Here is a 20,499-nt window from a genome sequence, read left to right as displayed (position 1 = left end):
GCATAATTGAAACCTAATGTGCGTTTGGATTCGATATCATGACCTCTAATTCCCACATTAACCATCAGATTCCCTTGCGCATATTCGACTGCCCCCATGCGCGGTCGCCAGAAGTGCAATTGCTGTCGAATGGCAGTTACCATGTGATGATTACGAGTGCTGGTGGCGGCTCCAGTAACTGGAAAAATCTCTCGCTTACACGCTGGACAGACGACGCGGTATGCGATAACTGGGGTTCTTTTTGTTACTTGCGAGATACCTCAAGTGGAGACACCTGGTCAACTGCATATCAGCCGACATTGCAAGATCCAGATTTCTATGAGGCAATTTTCTCGGATGGGCATGCGATTTTCCGACGTCGGGACCATGATATCGAAACGCATACGGATATAGTTGTTGCACCGGAAGATGAACTCGAGGTTCGGCGCGTGCGTCTAACCAATTGTTCTCTTGCGAACAGGACCATCGAAGTAACGAGTTATGCGGAAATCGTGCTGGCAACGCGTGCAATGGATGCAGGACACCCAGCATTCAGCAAACTGTTTGTTGAAACCGAGATCGTTCGTGAAGATAACGCAATTTTGGCAACGCGTCGGGCAAGGTCCTCCGATGATGCCATGCCATGGATGTTTCATCTACTGGTAACTCATCAGCCCATAGTCGGGGAGATCACTTACGAAACCAACCGTTTGCTATTTATCGGTCGCGGCCACTCCATGGTTGATCCTCAGGCATTGAGTGATAAGGCGACTTTGTCAGGAAGCGCTGGTTCAGTGCTTGATCCAGTGGCAGCGATTCGCTCTTGCATCTCTCTCAATCCGGGAGAGTCAGCGACCGTGGATATGATCACTGGGTGTGGTGCAACTCGCGCAGCATGCATGCAGTTGGTTGATAAATATCAAGATAAGGAATTGGTAAATCGGGTGTTTGCTGAAGCCACTGCTTGTCACCAAACCACTTTGAGCAGGCTGCATGTGACGGCAGCGGACGCACAACTGTTTGCACGACTTGCCGGTTCTGTCATCTATTCGCAGCCGTCATTGCGTGCCACGCCAGATATTATCTTGAAAAATCTGCAAGGCCAGTCCAGCCTATGGGCTTATGGAATTTCCGGCGATTTACCAATCGTCCTCCTGATAATGACGGACGAAGACAATTCGGGTCTGTTGCGCCAACTAGTACAAGCCCATGCGTATTGGCGCATGCATGGGTTGGCAATCGATTTGGTCATTCTCATCGAAGAGCTTGAAGATGCCCGACCTGGTTTGCATGAAAAGATCGCACCCCTAATTGCCGCAGAGAGCGAGATCAATCAGCTTGATCAGCCAGGGGGAATATTCTTACTGTCAAGTAAAAAAGTAGCGCTGGATGGACGCATCCTGTTGCAAACGGTCTCCCGCGTAGTTCTGCGCGATGTAGATGGGTCGCTGGCGCAACAGTTAAAAAGGGCTGGCGTAGTGACGTGTAATATTCCGCCACTGAAAGCCGCTTGCAAGCTGGATTCGGCCATACTAGCTGCAATCGAACTCCCGATCCGTGAACTTAGCTTTCCGAATGGCTTCGGTGGTTTTACGCCAGATGGACGTGAATACGTCATCAAGATTGAGCCGGGTCGTATGACACCGGCGCCATGGGTGAATGTACTTGCAAATCCGGGCTTCGGTTCCATTGTTTCTGAAAGCGGCAGCGCCAATACCTGGAGCGAAAACGCTCACGAGTTTCGCCTTACGCCCTGGTCAAACGACCCCATCGGCGATCCCAATACCGAGGCGTATTACGTGCGCGATGAGGAAAGCGGACACTTCTGGTCGCCCACTGCACTTCCGGCAGGTGGCGTAGCGCCGTATGTGACACGACATGGTTTCGGCTATAGTGTTTTCGAGCACGGTCAGGAAGGTATCGAATCCAGTCTATGCGTATTTGTTGCAATTGATGCGCCAGTCAAATTCGTGGTATTGAGCTTGCACAATCGTTCTGGGCGCGCGCGCAGTTTGTCGGTTACCGGCTATCTTGAATGGGTGTTGGGCGACGAGAGCACGAAAACAAAAATGCACGTCAGCACCGTGCTTGACCCCGCCTGCGGCGCATTGTTGGCTCGCAATCCTTACAACACCGATTTCGCGGGACGCGTCGCATTCTTTGATGTTGATGAGCTTGCCGATTGCAGTTATTGCGGCGACCGCGGTGAATTTCTCGGACGCAACGGCACGCTACGCAATCCCGCTGCGATGTCACATCCGCGCTTGTCAAATACCGTGGGTGCAGCGCTTGATCCATGTGCGGCCATCCGGGTACCTTGTGAACTTGCAGATGGCGAAAGACGCGACATTGTATTCCGGCTTGGCGCAGAGAAAGACATCCATGCTGCGCGCGCGCTGGTGATGCGTTTGCGCGGCCCTGATGCCGCGTCGGGCGCGTTAGCCAAGGTCAAAGCGTATTGGCTCCATACGCTAGGAGCAGTTCAGGTCAAAACACCTGATCCATCGCTGGATATTCTGCTCAATGGCTGGCTGCTTTATCAGGTGCTAGCATGCCGCATGTGGGCGCGCAATGCCTTCTACCAATCGAGTGGTGCATTTGGCTTTCGCGATCAATTACAGGATGTGATGGCGCTTGTGCACGCAGTTCCAGAACTGGTCCGTGCGCACTTGTTGCTGTGCGCGTCTCGACAATTCCCGGAGGGTGATGTCCAGCATTGGTGGCATCCGCCGATGGGGCGTGGTGTGCGCACGCATTGTTCCGATGATTATCTGTGGTTACCGCTGGCGACCTGTCGCTATGTACTCACGACTGGCGACATAGGTGTGCTCGATGAAATGGTTCATTTTATCGAAGGCAACGCGCCAAAAGCCAACCAGGAATCCTGTTACGAACAGCCAGTAATATCAAATGAAAGCGCCAATCTATACCAGCATTGTGTACGTGCGATCGAACGCAGTCTGCGCTTTGGCACGCACGGCTTGCCACTGATGGGCTCAGGTGATTGGAACGATGGCATGAATCTGGTGGGTGCGGGGGGGAAAGGTGAAAGCGTCTGGCTCGGTTTTTTCCTGTATACAGTACTAACACAGTTCAGCGAGCTTGCGCAGCGACGGAACGATTCATCCTTTGCGGCGCACTGCCTGAGCGAAGCGGCACGTCTTAAAGTTGCAATCGAAAACAATGGCTGGGATGGTGAATGGTATCGCCGCGCCTGGTTTGATGATGGTTCGCTGCTAGGCTCAGCCAACAACGCCGAATGCCGTATTGATTCGATCGCCCAAAGCTGGTCAGTGCTATCGGGCGCTGCTGAACCGGGAAGAGCCTGGCAAGCGATGAATGCGTTGGACAAACTGCTTGTGCGTCCAGATGCTGCGCTGATTCAGTTACTCGATCCACCTTTTGATAAATCGGAACCTAATCCTGGCTATATCAAGGGATATCTACCAGGTGTGCGCGAAAATGGCGGTCAGTACACGCATGCGGCAGTATGGGCCGGGATGGCGTTTGCGGCGCTGGGCGACACCGAGCGTGCGTGGAAATTGTTCACGATGATCGATCCGGTCAGGCATGCCGATTCTATCGATGCGATAGCGAACTACAAGACCGAACCCTATGTACTTGCATCGGATGTGTATTCATTAGCACCGCATATTGGACGCGGCGGCTGGACCTGGTACACCGGATCGGCAGGATGGATGCTGCGTTTTATGCTGGAATCGTTACTCGGTTTGCGCTTGGAAGCAAACCAGCTGCATTTTTCTCCCTGTGTACCGGCGGAATGGAAGTCATTTGACGTCCGCTACCGATATCGGGAAACCGTCTATCACATCACCGTGTTGCTGATTGATGGTGCAGATGGCAAGGCCATGCTGACCGTCGATGGCGTTGCTCAGTCAGGTGCCGCCATTCATTTGGTAAATGACCGCGAGAAGCATATGGTGGATTTACGAATTCAGGTAGCGCCCATTAAAAAAAAGGAAACAAAATGAATATCGGAATGATCGGATTAGGGCGCATGGGTGCCAGTCTGGTGCGACGCTTAAGCATGGATGGCCATCAGTGCGTAGTCTATGACATTGACCCAGCGGTTATCGAAAAAATTGCTGTGAACGGAATCGCAGGCGTGGTTTCGCTTGCGGACTTGGTCGAGCAATTACCACAGCCGCGTGTAGTCTGGGTGATGGTTCCTGCTGGTGTTGTCGGCAAGACTGTTGACGCACTCGCTGCCCACCTTGAGTCAGGCGATATCATCATCGATGGCGGCAACAGCTACTATCGCGATGACATTGCCAGAGCCGCGATGCTAAGTCCCAAGGGCATTCATTACGTCGATTGCGGCACTAGTGGCGGTGTGTTCGGCCTCGACCGCGGCTTCTGCCTGATGGTTGGTGGTGAAGTAGCTATCGTCAAACAACTGGATCCGATTTTCAAGAGTATAGCGCCCGGAATCGAGGCCGCGTCGCGCACTCCCGGCCGGAGCGGAACTCCCGAACCGGTCGAACATGGTTATCTGCATTGCGGCCCAACCGGTGCCGGTCATTTTGTCAAAATGGTACATAACGGTATCGAGTACGGTGTCATGGCCGCATATGCGGAAGGTCTGAACATCCTGAAAGGTGCCAACGCTGGCAAACGCACGCACGAGGCCGACGCCGAAACCACCCCATTGCGCGAGCCGGAATTCTACCAATACGACATGGATCTACCGCAAATCGCGGAAGTATGGCGGCGCGGCAGTGTAATTGGTTCCTGGTTGCTCGATCTGACCGCGACCTCATTGCTGCAAGATCCTCAATTGGAAAATTTTGCAGGCCACGTGTCAGATTCCGGTGAGGGACGCTGGACCATTGCTGCGGCTATTGATGAAGCGGTGCCAACTCCGGTGCTCAGTGCCGCACTCTATGAACGCTTCAGCTCTCGCGGTGAAGCAGAATTTGCCAATCGTCTGCTATCCGCGATGCGCAAACAATTTGGCGGACACGATGAAAAACAACGATCCTGAGATCAGCAAAAGCATAGAGGGCAGCAAGCATTCGGATGCACTGGTGCTGTTCGGCGTTACTGGCGACCTGGCACATAAGAAGATTTTTCCTGCACTTTACGCGATGGCAAAGCGCGGGATACTCACAGTGCCAATAGTTGGCGTTGCATCTTCGGCATGCACGTTGGCACAGTTGCGCAAGCGTGTCGAGGATGGCGTCAGACAGGCAGGGAAGATCGATGACAAACCGGCGCTGCGCCATCTTTTGTCCCTGCTACGCTATGTCAAAGGCAACTATGAGGATCCCGCTACCTTTGCCGCACTTAAACAGACACTGGACGGTGCCCACCGGCCAGCACATTACCTTGCCATTCCACCCGAGCTGTTTGCGACAGTGATCAAGGGGCTGGGTGCAGCCGGGCTGGCACACCAAGCGCGCGTTATTGTTGAAAAACCATTCGGACGTGACCTAGCGTCAGCCAGACACCTCAACCGAGAAGCGCGTGCGGTGTTCCCAGAGGATGCAATTTTCCGCATTGATCACTATCTCGGGAAAGAGGCTATTATGAATATCCTCTATTTTCGCTTTGCCAATTCTTTCCTGGAGCCGATCTGGAACCGCAATTATGTAGACAGTGTACAGATAACGCTCTCCGAAGATTTTGGCATCAATGGCCGCAGCGCGTTTTATGAAAGTGCCGGATGCCTGCGTGACGTAATACAGAACCATCTGTTTCAAATCGTCGCTTTGCTGGCAATGGAAGCCCCGGCCTATCAAGGCTTTGGCGCAGTTCATAGCGAAAAAACAAAGGTCTTTCAGGCCATGCGTCCATTGCAGCCGGACGATGTCGTCCGTGGTCAGTACGCCGGCTACCGGAAGGAGCCTGGTGTGGCAAAGCATTCAGATGTTGAAACCTTTTGCGCACTGCGTCTGGGGATCGATTCGTGGCGATGGAACGGGGTGCCATGGTACCTGCGATCCGGTAAATGTCTTGGTGCAAGTGCGGCAGAAGTTATTGTAAGGCTAAAGCCGCCACCCCAAAAATTGTTCGACGATTCCATGTCGTCGGCTGCGACTACAAATTATATTCGCTTCCGACTCGCGCCGAACTCCTCAGTCGCCCTTGCGGCCCGCGTCAAACGTCCTGGAAAAGAGTTTGTCGGCGATCAACGCGAGCTATATCTGCTTGACGATTATCCGGGGCAGGAAATGCCATATGAACGCCTGCTCGGCGATGCAATGGCTGGTGACGGTGCCTTGTTCGCGCGCGAAGATGCTATCGAAGCCGCCTGGGCAGTGGTCGATGCTGTCCTCACGAATCATCACCCAACTACCCTTTACCAACGAGGAAGTTGGGGCCCCGAAGATGCAAATTTACTGATAGCGCCTCATGGTGGCTGGCACAACCCCATACCAAGTGAAGCTCACGTAATTTGGACGGATAGCAAGTAATTGGAGCAATACCTGCCATGAACGAATTTAAAAAGATCAAACCAAAAATTTTCCCGCCGAAATACCTGGCGTGAAGGCGCCTGGTACGAACGATCGCATGCGGACCACGATCGTCAAAACCATCATGCCAAAATGGCGGCCGATTCTCATCATCGCGCCGCTGCTGCATACATCGCCGTGATTCAACAGAGAGGTACATAGTGAAGAAATATATCTGCTTTGTGCGCAAGCGAACCGACGCTGCGGCGCAAACAGCGCATGTTGAATTACTACTTAGTTGAACACTATCAATTTAATCACCGCCGTTGTCCCCCTTCTGTTTAGCCAAACCTTTTCGAACGATTTTCGTTAAAAAATTTGAAAGTGAGAACACTATGCTTCGCCAAAATAAAGACCTGCAAGAACTTTCGATTATCGCAATCGATGGCGTTATCGGTGACGTAAAGGATTTGTACTTCGATGACCAGGCGTGGGCTATTCGATATCTCGTCGTCGATGCCGGCTCGTGGCTGTTTAGCAGAAAGGTGTTAATTTCACCCATCAATGCTAGCAAGCCTGACTGGGTCTCCAAGTTGTTGCCGGTCTCTTTGACGCGAGAGCAAGTCAAGAACAGCCCTAATATTGACACTGACATGCCAGTTACACGGCAACATGAAACCGACTACCTTGATTACTACAATATTCCATACTACTGGGGTGGTATAGGCATGTGGGGCGGTGGCGAATATCCTTTCATGCTCTTGCCTGGTTACAATGGCAACATGCCTGCCACTGCGACGCTTGAAGAATCGGACCGCGTCCGTGCAAGTAGAGAAATGCGTCAGCGCGACAACAACCCTCACTTACGTAGTTGCAAGGCAGTGGTCGGTTACCACATTCACGCCAGTGATGGCGAGATCGGGCACGTTCAGAGCATGCTGGTCGACGAGGAAAGCTGGGCCATCCGATATCTGGTCGTGAACACGAGCAACTGGTGGCTAGGCCATGACGTGTTGGTATCCCCGCAATGGATAAAACACATAGATTGGGCGGAGCAGACAGTGACTGTTGACATGACCCGCGAAACCTTGAAGTTGGCTCCCACCTACGACCCCGCATACCCACTTGCACGCGAGATGGAAATGGCAGTCTACAAGCACTATGGGCGGGCAGGATACTGGCATTCGTTAGCAAGTTCCTCCGACAGAATTGTCCACAGCGATACGGATGCTTGATCCCGAGACTCTTATCTAGGCAACAGACGACTCGTCTCTGGTCGAGGTTGTCGATCTGGTGTCAAGGCTTGGCACCGATCTTGAACCTGGCCTTACTACCATGGAGGCGGTCAAGTGGCTGGAAAAGATGGCTCTAACAAATTGCTTGCTGCGCCCACCTGTCACTATGGCGCCGCGCGGCGACCAGCAAGAAGTCACATTTCGTTGCCATCCAGGCGTAAGTGAGCAACAAGGATTCGCAATGAAAATCGATGCCAAGGTATTTAAAGTGATAGAAGGTGATGAGGTGGACCTCGGTCTATGGAGCACGAACGTCAAATCGCTGTGCAAGTCGAAGAAGGCGTATCGAAAAGCGCTCCAGGACCATGTCGAGCAGTTGAGCGAGCAGCAACGCCTGCTCTACGCATCGAACCGCCAAGCCGTGTTATTGGTTTTCCAGGCGATGGACACAGCCGGCAAGGACGGAGCGATTCGCCACGTTATGTCGGGCGTTAACCCGCAAGGCTGCCAGGTGTTCAGCTTTCAGCATCCGAGCGCGCAGGAACTACAACACGATTTCCTCTGGCGGACCACACGCGACCTGCCAGAACGTGGGCGGATCGGTATATTTAATCGCTCCTACTACGAAGAAGTACTTATTGTGAGGGTGCATAGCAGCATCTTGCACAGCGAACAGCTCCCTGATGCGGCAGGAGACGAATCGGTCTGGCAAGGTCGCTACCGCTCGATCGTTGATCTGGAAACGCATTTGCACGCCAACGGCACCCGCATCGTGAAGGTGTTCCTGCACCTATCAAAAGAGGAGCAGCGCAGGCGCCTGTTGGCGCGCATTGACGAGCCCGACAAAAGCTGGAAATTTAGCGCGGATGATATTGGTGAACGCAAATATTGGGATGCCTATATGCAGGCTTACGGCCACGCGCTTGGTGCGACCAGCACTGTCGATTCTCCCTGGTTCATCGTGCCAGCCGACGACAAGGATAATGCGCGACTCATTGTGTCGCAGATACTACTTGACGCGATGGAAGGCTTAAAGTTGAGTTACCCAGTTGTGAGTTCTGCCCGCCGACAGGAACTGAAGGCTATTCGAAAGAAACTAAAATGAAATCGACCACACTTACTCCAGACCAATTATATAATATTGATGCCTATTGGCGCGCCGCTAACTATCTGTCAGTGGGGCAGATTTACTTGTTTGACAACCCTCTACTACGACGTTCGTTAGTTCTTTCTGATGTAAAGCACATGCTATTAGGACACTGGGGCACTACACCTGGTCAGAATTTCATCTATGCGCATCTGAATCGGGTCATCAAGAAATATGATCTCGACATGATTTATGTTTCCGGCCCCGGACATGGCGGCCCGGCGGTTGTGGGTAATACGTATCTTGAAGGCACCTACAGCGAAATATATCCCAACATCAGTCAGGACGAAGCTGGCCTGCAGAAATTGTTTTTGCAGTTTTCCTTTCCAGGGGGCATACCGAGTCATGCATCACCGGAGTGTCCGGGCTCAATTCACGAAGGTGGTGAATTGGGATATTCACTCAGTCATTCTTTTGGAGCAGTGTTCGACAATCCAGAGCTGATTGTTGCGTGCGTGATTGGTGATGGTGAGGCAGAAACCGGGCCACTGGCCACAGCGTGGCACTCTAATAAATTCCTCAACCCAGTGACTGATGGCGCGGTGTTACCGATTCTGCATCTGAACGGCTATAAAATTTCTAACCCGACAGTTCTTGCACGCATCACACATGAAGAGCTGGATCAATTGTTGCGCGGCTACGGCTGGACGCCTTACTTCGTCGAAGGCCACGAGCCTGCGCTGATGCATGAGGAAATGGCGCAGGTATTGGATGTGGCAGTTGAGCAGATTAAACAGATACAGCGCAACGCACGGGATAATGGAGACATCGCACGAGCACGCTGGCCGATGATTGTGCTCAATTCACCGAAAGGCTGGACCGGCCCAGAAGTGGTAGATGGACGCCAAATCGAAGGTACCTTCCGCGCCCATCAGGTGCCGGTTTTGGTATCGGAAACCGCGCCGCCAGAACATCTTAAGCTGCTGGAAGACTGGCTCGCAAGTTACAGGCCCGAAGAGCTATTCAATGAGCAAGGTCGCTTGCAGCCAGAACTGGCTGAACTGGCACCGAAGGGCGAAAGGCGAATGGGCGCAAATCCGCATGCTAACGGTGGCGTTCTGCTACGCGATTTGCACATGCCTGATTTCCGTGACTACGCGGCCAATGTACCCGAACCAGGTGTCAAGGGAATCGGTGACACGCATGTGCTCGGACCCTTCCTGCGTGATGTCACTCGTCTTAATGAGTCCCAGCGCAATTTTCGTGTGTTCGGCCCTGATGAAACGCTGTCCAACGGTTTAGAGGCCTTATTTGAGGTGACGCAACGCCAATGGGAAGCCGCGACATTGCCAAACGACGAGTTTCTCGCACCGCAAGGGCGGGTCATGGAAATGCTCAGCGAGCACCAATGCGAAGGCTGGTTAGAAGGCTATTTGCTGACTGGACGGCATGGTATCTTCAATTGTTATGAAGCCTTCATTCACATCATTGATTCAATGTTCAACCAGCACGCCAAGTGGTTAAAAGTAACGGCGCATTTGCCATGGCGGCGCAAAATCGCATCGCTTAATTATTTACTGGCCTCCCATGTCTGGCGTCAGGATCACAACGGCTTCACGCATCAGGATCCCGGCTTCATCGACCATGTCGTGAATAAAAAGGCTGAAGTGGTACGGGTTTACTTGCCGCCAGATGCCAATTGCCTGCTCTCGGTGATGGATCATTGTCTACGCAGTCGACATTACGTCAACGTCGTAATCGCGGGCAAACATCCAGCGCCACAATGGCTAACGATGGAAGCCGCCGTCAAGCATTGCGCCGAAGGCATAGGCATCTGGAACTGGGCAAGCCATGACCAAACCATGGAGCCTGATGTGGTCATGGCATGCTGTGGCGATGTGCCTACGCTTGAAGCCTTGGCCGCCGTTACCATTTTACGAGAGTATTTACCTGAGTTGAAGGTGAGGGTGGTCAATGTGGTCGATTTGATGCGTTTGCAACCGTCAATCGAGCATCCACATGGTTTGAGTGACACCGCTTTTGACGAGATTTTCACTATAAATAAACCAGTCATCTTCGCCTTTCATGGTTACCCTTGGTTAATCCATAGGCTGACCTACCGCCGCACTAATCACGACAACATCCATGTAAGAGGCTACAAGGAAGAGGGAACTGTTACTACACCTTTTGACATGACGGTGCTTAATGATCTGGATCGATTCCATTTGGTGATAGATGCAGTTAACCGACTACCTCAGACAGGTGATAAAGGCATTGCCATAATACAGCGGATGAAGAGCAAGTTGATTGAGCACAAGGCGTATATTGATAAGAACGGCCTGGATATGCCGGAAATCCGTAACTGGAAATGGAGTAATTCCAAATGAATGCTCAGCAATTGATTGATACGGCACAAGCGCTGTTCGCCAACGACAAAGGCTTGCTGGCAATGGACGAAAGCAATCCAACCTGCAATAAACGATTCTCAGCGTTGGGAATTGAACAAACTGCAGAGAAGCGGCGTGCTTATCGAGAATTGATAGTGACCGCTCCTGGCCTCAACGAATCTATCAGTGGTGCAATCCTGTTTGATGAGACGATCCGGCAGAAAAAAAAGGATGGTAAGCCCTTGATTGAAGTACTTATTGATGCAGGCATTATTCCGGGCATCAAAGTTGACACCGGCGCCAAGGACATGGCAGCGCATGTCGATGAGAAAATAACCGAAGGTCTGGACGGTCTGCGTGAGCGGTTGAACGAATATGTTGCATTTGGGGCACGTTTTGCCAAGTGGCGCGCAGTTATTTCGATTGACCAGAACATTCCAAGCCGTGCATGCATAGAGGCTAATGCGCATGCGCTAGCACGCTATGCAGCGCTTTGTCAGGAAGTTGGAATGGTTCCGATCATTGAGCCTGAAGTGTTGATGGATGGCGCGCATTCCTTGCAGCACTGCGCGAAAGTGACAGAACAAGTTTTGCATGCGGTTTTCGACCAACTTATTCGGCAAAGTGTCATGTTGGAAGGAATTATCCTTAAGCCCAACATGGTGCTGCCAGGCTTGGCATGCAACAGTCATGCCCCCTTGAGTAACTCACTGGAGGAAGTGGCCGATGCGACAGTAACGTGCCTGTTGCGAGCTGTCCCCGCTGCAGTGCCTGGGGTCGCATTCTTATCGGGTGGTCAACTTGGTGAGATCGCCTCTGCTCGCTTGAGTGCGATGATTCAGCGTTTCAACGCGTATTTGCCATGGGCACTGGGATTCTCATTTTCTCGAGCGATTCAATTTCCCGCATTGGAGATTTGGCGCGGGGACGACGCAAACGTAAAAGCAGCCCAACAAGCTCTGATACACCGTACATTCTGTAACCGCGCGGCGCGGCGCGGGGAATACGATGCGTCGTTGGAGCAGGTATGACCGCTACCAGGTATTGTCAACTTACGGAGGCTGGCAAAATATTGTAAGGTGGCGAGATGAAAAAATCTCTACTCTATCGCGGGTTCCGCTACCCAGCAGAAATCATCAGCCATGTCGTGTGGCTCTACTTCCGGTTCGCGCTGAGTTTTCTCGACATAGAAGAACTAATGGCCAGCCGTGGCATCATAGTCACGTATGAGACGATCCGCCAATGGACGTTGAAGTTTGGCCAAGGCTATGCCAATGAGCTTCGCCGGCGTCAACCGCAACGCGGAGACAAATGGCATCTCGACGAGGGGGTGCTAACAATCAAGGGCAAGCACCATTACCTATGGCGTGCGGTCGATCAGAACGGACATGTGCTCGATATTCTGATGCAGAGTCGGCGCAACCGACAGCCGCAAAACGTTTTTTCCGCAAGCCACCTACTTTATTATGAAGAACTCGAAAATACATGGTATCTATAAAAAAAGTTTAAGCAGCCCGGCAAGTAACAACGCTGCAAAGCAAGCCCAGAATGAAAACAGCCAGCGCCCCACTGCATTCTTTGGCACAAAACCTACACCATATACAAATCCAGCACTCATCGACCAAAATACCAGCGTCGCCAAACCATGCTCGACCTTTCCCGATGCTGTCATCAACAACGGTGGATAGGCAGTGCCGCCAACCATAATGCTCACCGAAATAAGTAAGCACAATATCTGCATGCCGAGCGCGGTGCGAGTTGTTGACTCTGCTTTCATAATCCTGAATCGTCCTGATGACCATCACGTCGAGCCGCCTCATTTTCGCCCCACATAGCGTTCAATACAGCTAGAAGCAGCGCGAAACCGACACCTAAAATCCAAGCGAAATACCACATGTTATTACTCCTTTTTTCCTGTTAATAGGCGCTATGTTCGTTAGCTTTAATTTGTTCGATGGTGACCTTGCCGCGCATCACGCGATAAGCCCATGAGGTATAGAAAATAATCAACGGCATAAAAATAAGCGTCGCCCAAAACATGATGCCCAAAGTGAGATGGCTCGATACGCTATCCCACACAGTCAAACTAGCATTCGGCATACTGGAAGAGGGCATTAAAAATGGAAACATTGACGCACCCGCTGTGCCGATCACACCCACTAGAGCAAGCGACGATGTGACGAATCCGATTAATGTCCGGCGCGCCAACAGCAAAACGGTCGTCAACAATGCGCCTGCAATAGCTAATAGAGGCAAAATCCAAAGCAACGGCTGCACGCGATAATTATTCATCCATGCGCCCGATTCATGGACTACAGTTTTACTCAGCGGGTCGGACAATGCCGCAGTATCGATCAGGGAGCTAATACGGTATCCGGGAATGACTTGTAACCAAACGCCTGCAGCTATGAACGCAACGATCATTACCACGGCCGCCCCAATGGCACCTTTGATCGCACGTTGTTGTACCGCGCCTTCAGTACGGTGCGCCAAATATGTACCGCCCTGCATTGTGATCATCGCGCTGCTAACAACGCCAGCAAGTAAGGCAAACGGATTAAGTAATTGCCAGAACGTTCCTGTGTATGTAGAGGCCATGTAATTATCAAATTGAAACGGGACGCCTTCCAATAAATTACCGAAAGCCACACCAAAAATAAGCGGAGGAACAGCGCCACCGATAAATAAGCCCCAATCCCACACACTGCGCCAAGTTGAATTATGGATTTTGCTGCGATAGTCAAATCCCACCGGACGTAAAAATAAAGCCCACAAAACCGCTAACAATGCCCAATAAAATCCGCTAAACGCAGTCGCATACACAAGTGGCCAAGCCGCGAAAATCGCACCGCCACCAGTAATAAACCAAACTTGGTTTCCTTCCCAGTGCGGCCCGACTGTGTTGAGTACGACCCGCCGCTCCAAATCGGTTTTGCCCACGAAGGGTAACAAGGTTCCTACGCCCATATCATGTCCATCCATGATCGCAAAGCCGATCAATAAGACACCGACGAGTACCCACCAAATTATTTTAAGTGTTGGATAGTCAATCATTTTGCTGCTCCTAAGAGATTATCTGCACCATGTGTTGTTTCAAACTGATACCGCCCCGTTCCTAAACTACCTGGGCCTTGGCGCGCAAACTTAACCATCAAATACATTTCTACGATCAATAACACGGTATAAAACGTCACGAATCCGGCGAGAGATCCATACAAACTATTGACACTCAATGTGGACACGCTTAAATACGTTGGTAGCACACCATAAATAGTCCAAGGCTGACGACCATACTCGGCCACAAACCAGCCTAGTTCGCAGGCAATCCAAGGTGCTGGCAGCATCCAAAGCGCCCATTTGAGTAACCAAGGACTTTTTTCTTTGCTGGCTTTAATCGTGCTAAAAAAAGCAATTCCAAATAAGGCCAACATCGCAAAGCCAAGACCAACCATAATTCGGAAACCCCAGAACATTGGCGTCACACGCGGTATCGTGTCGTTCACCGCACGGTTAATAAATTCTGGCGTTACTTGATCCATATCACTGACATATCTTCTGAGAAGCAAGCCAAAACCAAGATCGTTTTTGTTGGCATTAAAGATGGCTAAAGCTTGCTCGTCATAGCGATTTTTTCTCAATACCTCTAATGCTTTAACCGCCACGATGCCGCGTACCACCCGCTTATGATTTTTGATTTTAATATCATGGATACCGGGAATTTTCTTACTGACCGACCGCGTTCCGATCAGCCCCATTACCCAAGGGACTTCCACCTCCCAGTTATTTTTTTGCTCCGCTTCGTTGATATCGGCAATCAGTGTTAATCCAGCCGGTGCTGGCTTGGTTTCCCACATCGCCTCAATGGCGGCCATCTTGGTTTGCTGCGCTTCACCTACGGTGTAACCCGATTCATCACCCAGCACAATTACACTCAAAGCAGACGCTAAGCCAAACGCCGCAGCGACGCCGAAACTGCGTTTTGCAAATTCAACATCACGGTTGCGCAGTAAATACCAGCTAGAAATCGACAACACGAACATCGAACCAGTTAAGTAACCAGCCGAGACAGTGTGTACGAACTTAGCCTGTGCATCAGGATTAAAAACAACCGCCCAAAAATCAACCATCTCCATACGCATCGTGAGATAACTAAATTCTGCGCCGACCGGATTTTGCATCCAGCCATTGGCAATCAAAATCCATAACGCTGACAAGTTCGTGCCGACGGCCATCAACATGGTAACCAGTAAATGTTTTGGTTTACTTAAGCGGCTCCAACCAAAAAAGAACAGGCCAATCAAAGTGGATTCTAAAAAGAACGCCATCAAGCCTTCAATCGCAAGTGGTGCGCCAAAAATGTCACCCACATAATGCGAGTAATACGCCCAGTTGGTACCAAACTGGAATTCCAGCGTGATACCGGTAGTAACGCCCAAGGCAAAGTTAATACCAAATAATTTTCCCCAAAATTGGGTCATGTCACGCCAAATTACTTTGCCCGTCATCACATAAACGCTTTCCATGATCAGCAACAGCCAGACCATGCCAATCGTGAGAGGGACAAACAGGAAATGGTATAAGGCAGTAGCGGCGAACTGCAGCCGCGAAAGATCAACCAATTGTTCTGAAATCACTTCGATACTCCTTCAGAATTTGCGGGGACACCAATGTGTGTAGCCATGAAATCAGCATTAACCACAACGCTACTATCACGAATAAAAAACCACCACAAACCTATCAACACGACGAACTTGATTAGCACGGCGATGGCTAAATGGAGAAAAAGGGAACGGGGTTTATGGGTGTAGATCAGAAGAGGCGTCGTAATCTTTTTTATGTCGAATGCTGGTGTCATAAACATCTCCTGGACACAAGGTAATTTAGCTTTTCATTGTCGAGTCAATACCTTAACCGCAGCAGCCGCCCTTGGACTGATGTTTGCGTGCGGCAGAAGAACCATCGATGCCGTAGCCAGCTTCCTCAATTGCTGCTTTTAATTGATCGGGTGAGCTCCTTGCTTCATCGAATTGCACCGTAGCTTCACCCTCTGCGAGTGACACGTTGACCTCGCTCACACCCGAAACTGCTTTTAGAGCTTTTGTTACGGTATTAATACAGCCACCGCAAGTCATTCCCGTTACCTTTAAATATTCTGTTTGCATGGTAGTGCTCCCACTCTATGGTTTGTTTAATGCTCATTCGATAGTAAGTCTTAAATCTTGATGTTTTTTTTTCCATTGAGACGATAAGATCATTTATTCATAACACCATCGGTTTATTTGATAACTCATTACGGCCATTACCCGCAGCGGGGAAATGTTCCGCTAAGGAGGCTGTCACTGCCTGAATTCCATTGATGACACCACCTTCATAATTGCCTTGTTTAAAAGCTGTTTCCATCTGACGACAGATCTTTGTCCACTCTCTTGAATGCACCTTCGAATGGATACCGCGATCCGCAATAATTTCTACATCCCGATCGGCATATAACAAATAAATCAATACGCCATTGTTATATTCGGTGTCCCACATTCTCAACTGAGAAAACACGTCGATTGCCCGTTCTCTTGCAGTTTGCCCCGTAAAGAGTGGCATACCGTCCAGCGCGCCTTCCACAACGAAACGAATTTCCCCTACATGCGCCGTTTCGCTACGTTTGATCGACTGTTCAATTATGGTCAAGGTTCTACGGGTAAAAGTTCGGCTGACTTGCCAGTGGGTCATAGTGAGATGTTTGGCTATGCGCTTGATGTTCATCACTACCACCTTCCGGATGCGCCGCCACCACCAAAACCACCTCCGCCACCCCCAAACCCGCCACCGCCGCCACCCCGACCATATACCCCGGCGAGCCCACCCATGCCACGCCCGACCATACCCCCACTGATCAAGGTAAATAACAGAGCAATGGCTCCGGCACTCAAGGCAATGGATAATGCCCCTGCAAACAACCAAGCCACTCCAGCCACCGCCACGCCCGTTACAATCGCACCCGGAAACCTGCCGAGTATCGAACGCAACAACCCACCTAACATGACGGCAACCACAAAGATAACCGGCGCGAATTGCCGAACATCTCCAAGATCGACATTTGATTTTCCTGTGGATGGCGGTAGCGGCTCGCCGTCAATTACTTTCATCATTTGATCTAACCCAGCTGTGATACCGCCATAGAAATCACCTTGCTTGAAACGAGGGGAAATTATTTCACTGACGATACGTTTGCTCGTCGCATCGTTAAGCGCGCCCTCCAGGCCATACCCCACTTCAATCCGCAATGTCCTGTCGTTTTTAGCAATAACTAAAATTGCACCATCATCCACTTTATTTCTGCCCAACTTCCATAACTCGGCGACGCGCAAAGCATATTGTTCAATTGTTTCAGGGTTGACTGTAGGCACGATTAAAACTGCAATCTGGCTCCCTTTTTTTGCCTCAAACGTTTGTAGTGTTTGTTCTAAAGTAGATTTTTGTTCTGAATTTAGGGTTGACGTCTGATCAGTCACTCGTCCGGACAAAGGTGGCACTGGCACTTGTGCAAAGGCAATCAATGACGAGCCAAGTGCAACGGCAAAAAGGTATCCTTTTACCCAATTTGCGGTGATCACTTTGGTGCTCCTTGGGTATTGTCGGGCGATTTTTGTGACGTTGGTCCAAACTCCACTTTAGGCGGCTGTGAAATCTCTTTTTCATTTTCTACCGTGAAGTTGGGCTTCTCTTTAAATCCAAATGCCATCGCGGTTAAATTAGAAGGAAATGAGCGCACGGTTACATTGAATTGCTGTACAGCGCTGATATACCGATTTCGTGCAACGGTAATACGATTTTCTGTACCCTCTAACTGGGCTTGAAGGTCACGAAAATTTGCATCTGATTTAAGCTGTGGATAATTCTCTGTAACTACAAGTAACTTAGACAGCGCGCTCGACATTTCTCCTTGCGCCGCCTGAAACTTAGCAAAGGCTTCTGGATTATTAAGCAATTCTGGGGTTACTTGCATGCTACCGATTTTGGCTCTGGCGTTGGTAACGCCCAATAGAACATCTTTCTCCTGAGTCGCGAAACCTTTTACGGTATTGACCAAATTAGGGACAAGATCTGCCCGACGTTGATATTGATTCACAACTTCTGACCAACTAGCCTTGATTTGTTCGTCGTTGCTCTGCAATGTGTTGTAACCGCAGCCTGACAGGCTGAGTGAGGAAAGTATGAGCAGGAAAATCCAAAATTTACGCATGGTTATTACTCCAGAAGATAGTTAAGCCTGCTCGGGAGAGCTGATAAGACATTCGGAAAAGAGATTGAAGTTTAATTTTAGGCATGCGATGGTTCTGCGAAATGTGGGAAGAAAGCGGGAGTCGTCGCATGGTACCGAGCGTATGTGTCACCAAAATCTCGTTGTGCCTCGTGCTCCTCACGCCTTGCAAGGCGCACATACATGAATACAAGAATTGGAAACATAATCAATGTGACCAAGGTTGGCCATTGCAGTAAGAAACCAAACATGATCAGAACGAAGCCGTCATACTGGGGATGACGCACTCGCGCATACGGGCCAGTAATTGCAAGCTGATGATTTCTCTGGGCTTCATATAGCTTTCTCCATGCCGAGGCGAGTAGCCAGAAACCTAGTCCTATTAAAATATTACTGACTATATGAAACGGACCAAAATGCGGATTGCCTTGCCAACCAAACATAACTTCGAATAAGTGACCTGCGTCGTGTGAGAAGAAATCAACGGTTGGAAAGCGTTGTGATAACCAACCAGAGAATAAATAAATAGTTAATGGAAATCCGTACATCTCGGTAAACAGCGCAATTAAGAAAGCCGAAAATGCGCCGAATGAACGCCAATCGCGCGATGTTTTCGGTTTCGAAAAGCTAAACGCGAAAACAATGAACATCAGTGAATTGATGATCACGAGCGACCAGAGTCCGTAAGCAGGAGCCTCAGAATGATTCACTTTTGATCTCCGGAAATATCTTTTTGCCCTGCGTGTTGATGGTGTCCGTGGTCGCCGCTGTGCATAAAAAAATGCATTGCTGAGCAAGCGATCAATAGCAAAAATGGAAGGTAGTGAAGATAGCTATCAAGGTGCACTCTGTGCCCCCAAATCAGGAGATATGCAGTCACAGTAAAAAACCATCAACACCGACTTGAACGTTGCGTGGGAGAAGCGATTTTGGTGCGAATGAGGATCATGATCCATCTCTTTCTCCTGGTATTTTAGATTCCGGACTATTCGTTATCTAATGATATTTATATTGTCAGTAGAGTCATCGTATTGCCCAACTCACTACAAGTCCAGCCGCAAATATAGAGATCTGCGGCTATTGCAATGACTCTTGATTTACATCAAATGAACACTGAGTACTCCCGTCCCAATACTCAATTTTGCAAGGTAACTTGTTCTAAATTTTATTGCGCTTACGCAATCCTGATGACAATCTGACTCTATCAATATGAAATTTTTCTTTTAGTTTTTTTACCTGATCCGTAAAACTGAAGGCACTTTAGTTTTGTAACTTGTGCCTTAATCATCGTACTGTCTGTACGCCAACGCGCTTTGTTAAAACATATATTGGGTTGTAATGGACGTAAATGATGCTATTTTTAGCTGGAGAGACAGTTGTTTGCCCCGCACGTTTCCGCTGTTTGGTTAGCATTCATTGGATTTGATTCAGCGCAAATAAACAGGAAGTTTTTTACCGACTTTGTCAGTATGAGAATACTCTTGGCTCTTATTAATATTTACTAATATTTACCAATGAGGCTTCCTATGAACGTTGCGCCATCGAAGAATATTCTGCACTCTGATCGCAATCCTAGCAGTGAGGCCGCAACGGTCCTGCCAAGCTTACAATCACTCAAAGACCCCGTATGTGGCATGAAAGTGACGCCACAGTCACCCAATGTTGTGCAGCACGAAGGTCATTCTGTGTATTTTTGTCGTGCTAGCTGTAAAAGCAAATTTGCAGCGGATCCCGCTAAATATCCATTTCATCTTGATGATCAAGTTGAAATGGTACCTGTCGTGACCGAGCCTGTCGTTGCAGGAACAATCTACACTTGCCCAATGCATCCAGAGGTGCAGCAAGATCACCCCGGTGCGTGCCCAAAATGTGGCATGGCGCTTGAGCCTGAAATGCCAGTGTCAAACAGCGTCGTAAATTTTCCAGTTGTCAGCGCGGGGCGTTTCCAGAGAGATTCACAGAAGCCCTTGCGGCTATTGGATCGACGAAAATTTCCTGGACGCAGAATTTCAATTGAAGTGGAAAATTCTCGGTGCTGTTTAACACCTGGGATTTCAGCAAGCTTTCTACTCGTCTCTGAAGAGCGGTGCCATTGCTGAATTTTTTCATCCATCTCATCGACCTGTTTATCAATGTCTTT

The 20,499-nt window shown here is 49.9% G+C and carries 19 protein-coding genes and 2 pseudogenes; 9 read left to right on the top strand and 12 right to left on the bottom strand.

All coding sequences use genetic code 11. The annotated features are described in order from the left end of the window. Positions 1 to 38 precede the first annotated feature (38 nt). The 8 genes from AAKU64_RS17320 (at position 39) to AAKU64_RS17285 (ending at position 12,602) form a co-directional block, all read left to right on the top strand. On the top strand, positions 39 to 3,971 hold the full coding sequence (locus tag AAKU64_RS17320; RefSeq protein WP_323492496.1) for a GH36-type glycosyl hydrolase domain-containing protein: 3,933 nt from the start codon (positions 39 to 41) through the stop codon (positions 3,969 to 3,971). After that, positions 3,968 to 4,984: a phosphogluconate dehydrogenase (NAD(+)-dependent, decarboxylating) gene (gene gnd, locus AAKU64_RS17315; protein WP_323492497.1), complete on the top strand. Its 1,017-nt coding sequence runs from the start codon at positions 3,968 to 3,970 to the stop codon at positions 4,982 to 4,984. Before AAKU64_RS17320 ends, gnd begins: the two co-directional genes overlap by 4 nt. Continuing rightward, positions 4,965 to 6,416, top strand: coding sequence for a glucose-6-phosphate dehydrogenase (zwf, locus tag AAKU64_RS17310; RefSeq protein ID WP_323492498.1), 1,452 nt, complete (start codon positions 4,965 to 4,967; stop codon positions 6,414 to 6,416). The genes gnd and zwf overlap by 20 nt, the downstream gene beginning before the upstream one ends. A 374-nt stretch (positions 6,417 to 6,790) precedes the next feature. Next, complete coding sequence (locus AAKU64_RS17305) at positions 6,791 to 7,630, top strand: PRC-barrel domain-containing protein (protein ID WP_323492499.1); 840 nt, start codon at positions 6,791 to 6,793, stop codon at positions 7,628 to 7,630. Between the two features lie 241 nt (positions 7,631 to 7,871). Next, the gene (locus tag AAKU64_RS17300) at positions 7,872 to 8,735 is read left to right on the top strand and encodes an ADP-polyphosphate phosphotransferase (protein ID WP_323492500.1); all 864 of its coding nucleotides are present in this window, start codon (positions 7,872 to 7,874) and stop codon (positions 8,733 to 8,735) included. Then, positions 8,732 to 11,104 carry a phosphoketolase family protein gene (locus AAKU64_RS17295; RefSeq protein WP_323492501.1) on the top strand — a complete coding sequence of 791 codons (2,373 nt, stop codon included), beginning with the start codon at positions 8,732 to 8,734 and terminating at the stop codon, positions 11,102 to 11,104. Before AAKU64_RS17300 ends, AAKU64_RS17295 begins: the two co-directional genes overlap by 4 nt. Then, complete coding sequence (locus tag AAKU64_RS17290; RefSeq protein ID WP_323492502.1) at positions 11,101 to 12,135, top strand: class I fructose-bisphosphate aldolase; 1,035 nt, start codon at positions 11,101 to 11,103, stop codon at positions 12,133 to 12,135. The genes AAKU64_RS17295 and AAKU64_RS17290 overlap by 4 nt, the downstream gene beginning before the upstream one ends. A 56-nt stretch (positions 12,136 to 12,191) precedes the next feature. Further along, positions 12,192 to 12,602 (top strand): IS6 family transposase, encoded by a 411-nt coding sequence (locus tag AAKU64_RS17285; RefSeq protein ID WP_354362540.1) that lies wholly within the window; start codon positions 12,192 to 12,194, stop codon positions 12,600 to 12,602. On the opposite strand, the gene AAKU64_RS17280 is transcribed toward AAKU64_RS17285, so the two are convergent. The 11 genes from AAKU64_RS17280 to AAKU64_RS17230 all read right to left on the bottom strand — a co-directional run bounded on the left by AAKU64_RS17280 (position 12,597) and on the right by AAKU64_RS17230 (position 19,239). Next, positions 12,597 to 12,881, bottom strand: a complete 285-nt coding sequence (locus tag AAKU64_RS17280) for a cyd operon YbgE family protein (RefSeq protein ID WP_323492504.1) — start codon at positions 12,879 to 12,881, stop codon at positions 12,597 to 12,599. The two genes, AAKU64_RS17285 and AAKU64_RS17280, sit on opposite strands and share 6 nt — an antisense overlap. Beyond that, positions 12,878 to 13,000: a cytochrome bd-I oxidase subunit CydX gene (gene cydX / locus AAKU64_RS17275; RefSeq protein WP_323492505.1), complete on the bottom strand. Its 123-nt coding sequence runs from the start codon at positions 12,998 to 13,000 to the stop codon at positions 12,878 to 12,880. The genes AAKU64_RS17280 and cydX overlap by 4 nt, the downstream gene beginning before the upstream one ends. Before the next feature lie 21 nt (positions 13,001 to 13,021). After that, complete coding sequence (gene cydB / locus AAKU64_RS17270) at positions 13,022 to 14,158, bottom strand: cytochrome d ubiquinol oxidase subunit II (RefSeq protein WP_323492506.1); 1,137 nt, start codon at positions 14,156 to 14,158, stop codon at positions 13,022 to 13,024. Further along, positions 14,155 to 15,738 (bottom strand): cytochrome ubiquinol oxidase subunit I, encoded by a 1,584-nt coding sequence (locus AAKU64_RS17265; protein WP_323492507.1) that lies wholly within the window; start codon positions 15,736 to 15,738, stop codon positions 14,155 to 14,157. Before AAKU64_RS17265 ends, cydB begins: the two co-directional genes overlap by 4 nt. Further along, positions 15,735 to 15,959, bottom strand: coding sequence for a cytochrome oxidase putative small subunit CydP (gene cydP, locus AAKU64_RS17260; protein WP_323492508.1), 225 nt, complete (start codon positions 15,957 to 15,959; stop codon positions 15,735 to 15,737). Before cydP ends, AAKU64_RS17265 begins: the two co-directional genes overlap by 4 nt. A gap of 52 nt (positions 15,960 to 16,011) precedes the next feature. Continuing rightward, positions 16,012 to 16,266 carry a heavy-metal-associated domain-containing protein gene (locus tag AAKU64_RS17255; RefSeq protein ID WP_323492509.1) on the bottom strand — a complete coding sequence of 85 codons (255 nt, stop codon included), beginning with the start codon at positions 16,264 to 16,266 and terminating at the stop codon, positions 16,012 to 16,014. Between the two features lie 97 nt (positions 16,267 to 16,363). After that, positions 16,364 to 16,861, bottom strand: a complete 498-nt coding sequence (locus AAKU64_RS17250; protein ID WP_323492512.1) for a TPM domain-containing protein — start codon at positions 16,859 to 16,861, stop codon at positions 16,364 to 16,366. Positions 16,862 to 16,863: 2 nt separating this feature from the next. Then, the gene (locus tag AAKU64_RS17245; RefSeq protein ID WP_416352064.1) at positions 16,864 to 17,712 is read right to left on the bottom strand and encodes a TPM domain-containing protein; all 849 of its coding nucleotides are present in this window, start codon (positions 17,710 to 17,712) and stop codon (positions 16,864 to 16,866) included. Further along, on the bottom strand, positions 17,709 to 18,341 hold the full coding sequence (locus AAKU64_RS17240) for a LemA family protein (RefSeq protein WP_323492996.1): 633 nt from the start codon (positions 18,339 to 18,341) through the stop codon (positions 17,709 to 17,711). Before AAKU64_RS17240 ends, AAKU64_RS17245 begins: the two co-directional genes overlap by 4 nt. Positions 18,342 to 18,418: 77 nt before the next feature. Beyond that, positions 18,419 to 19,069, bottom strand: coding sequence for a methyltransferase family protein (locus AAKU64_RS17235; RefSeq protein ID WP_354362539.1), 651 nt, complete (start codon positions 19,067 to 19,069; stop codon positions 18,419 to 18,421). Further along, positions 19,066 to 19,239, bottom strand: coding sequence for a DUF2933 domain-containing protein (locus AAKU64_RS17230; RefSeq protein ID WP_323492995.1), 174 nt, complete (start codon positions 19,237 to 19,239; stop codon positions 19,066 to 19,068). Before AAKU64_RS17230 ends, AAKU64_RS17235 begins: the two co-directional genes overlap by 4 nt. A 634-nt stretch (positions 19,240 to 19,873) precedes the next feature. Between AAKU64_RS17230 and AAKU64_RS17225 the strand changes: the two are divergent. After that, a pseudogene (locus AAKU64_RS17225) lies at positions 19,874 to 20,212 on the top strand (YHS domain-containing protein); the annotation flags it as partial. On the opposite strand, the pseudogene AAKU64_RS17220 reads toward AAKU64_RS17225, so the two are convergent. Continuing rightward, positions 20,206 to 20,499: pseudogene (locus AAKU64_RS17220) on the bottom strand (hypothetical protein); the annotation flags it as partial. The pseudogenes AAKU64_RS17225 and AAKU64_RS17220 sit on opposite strands and share 7 nt — an antisense overlap.

This window comes from Undibacterium sp. GrIS 1.8 (assembly GCF_040544445.1).
Taxonomy (GTDB): Bacteria; Pseudomonadota; Gammaproteobacteria; order Burkholderiales; family Burkholderiaceae_D; genus Undibacterium.
The sequence above is the reverse complement of the archived record's forward strand: the minus strand, read 5'-3'. Positions and strand labels throughout refer to the sequence as shown.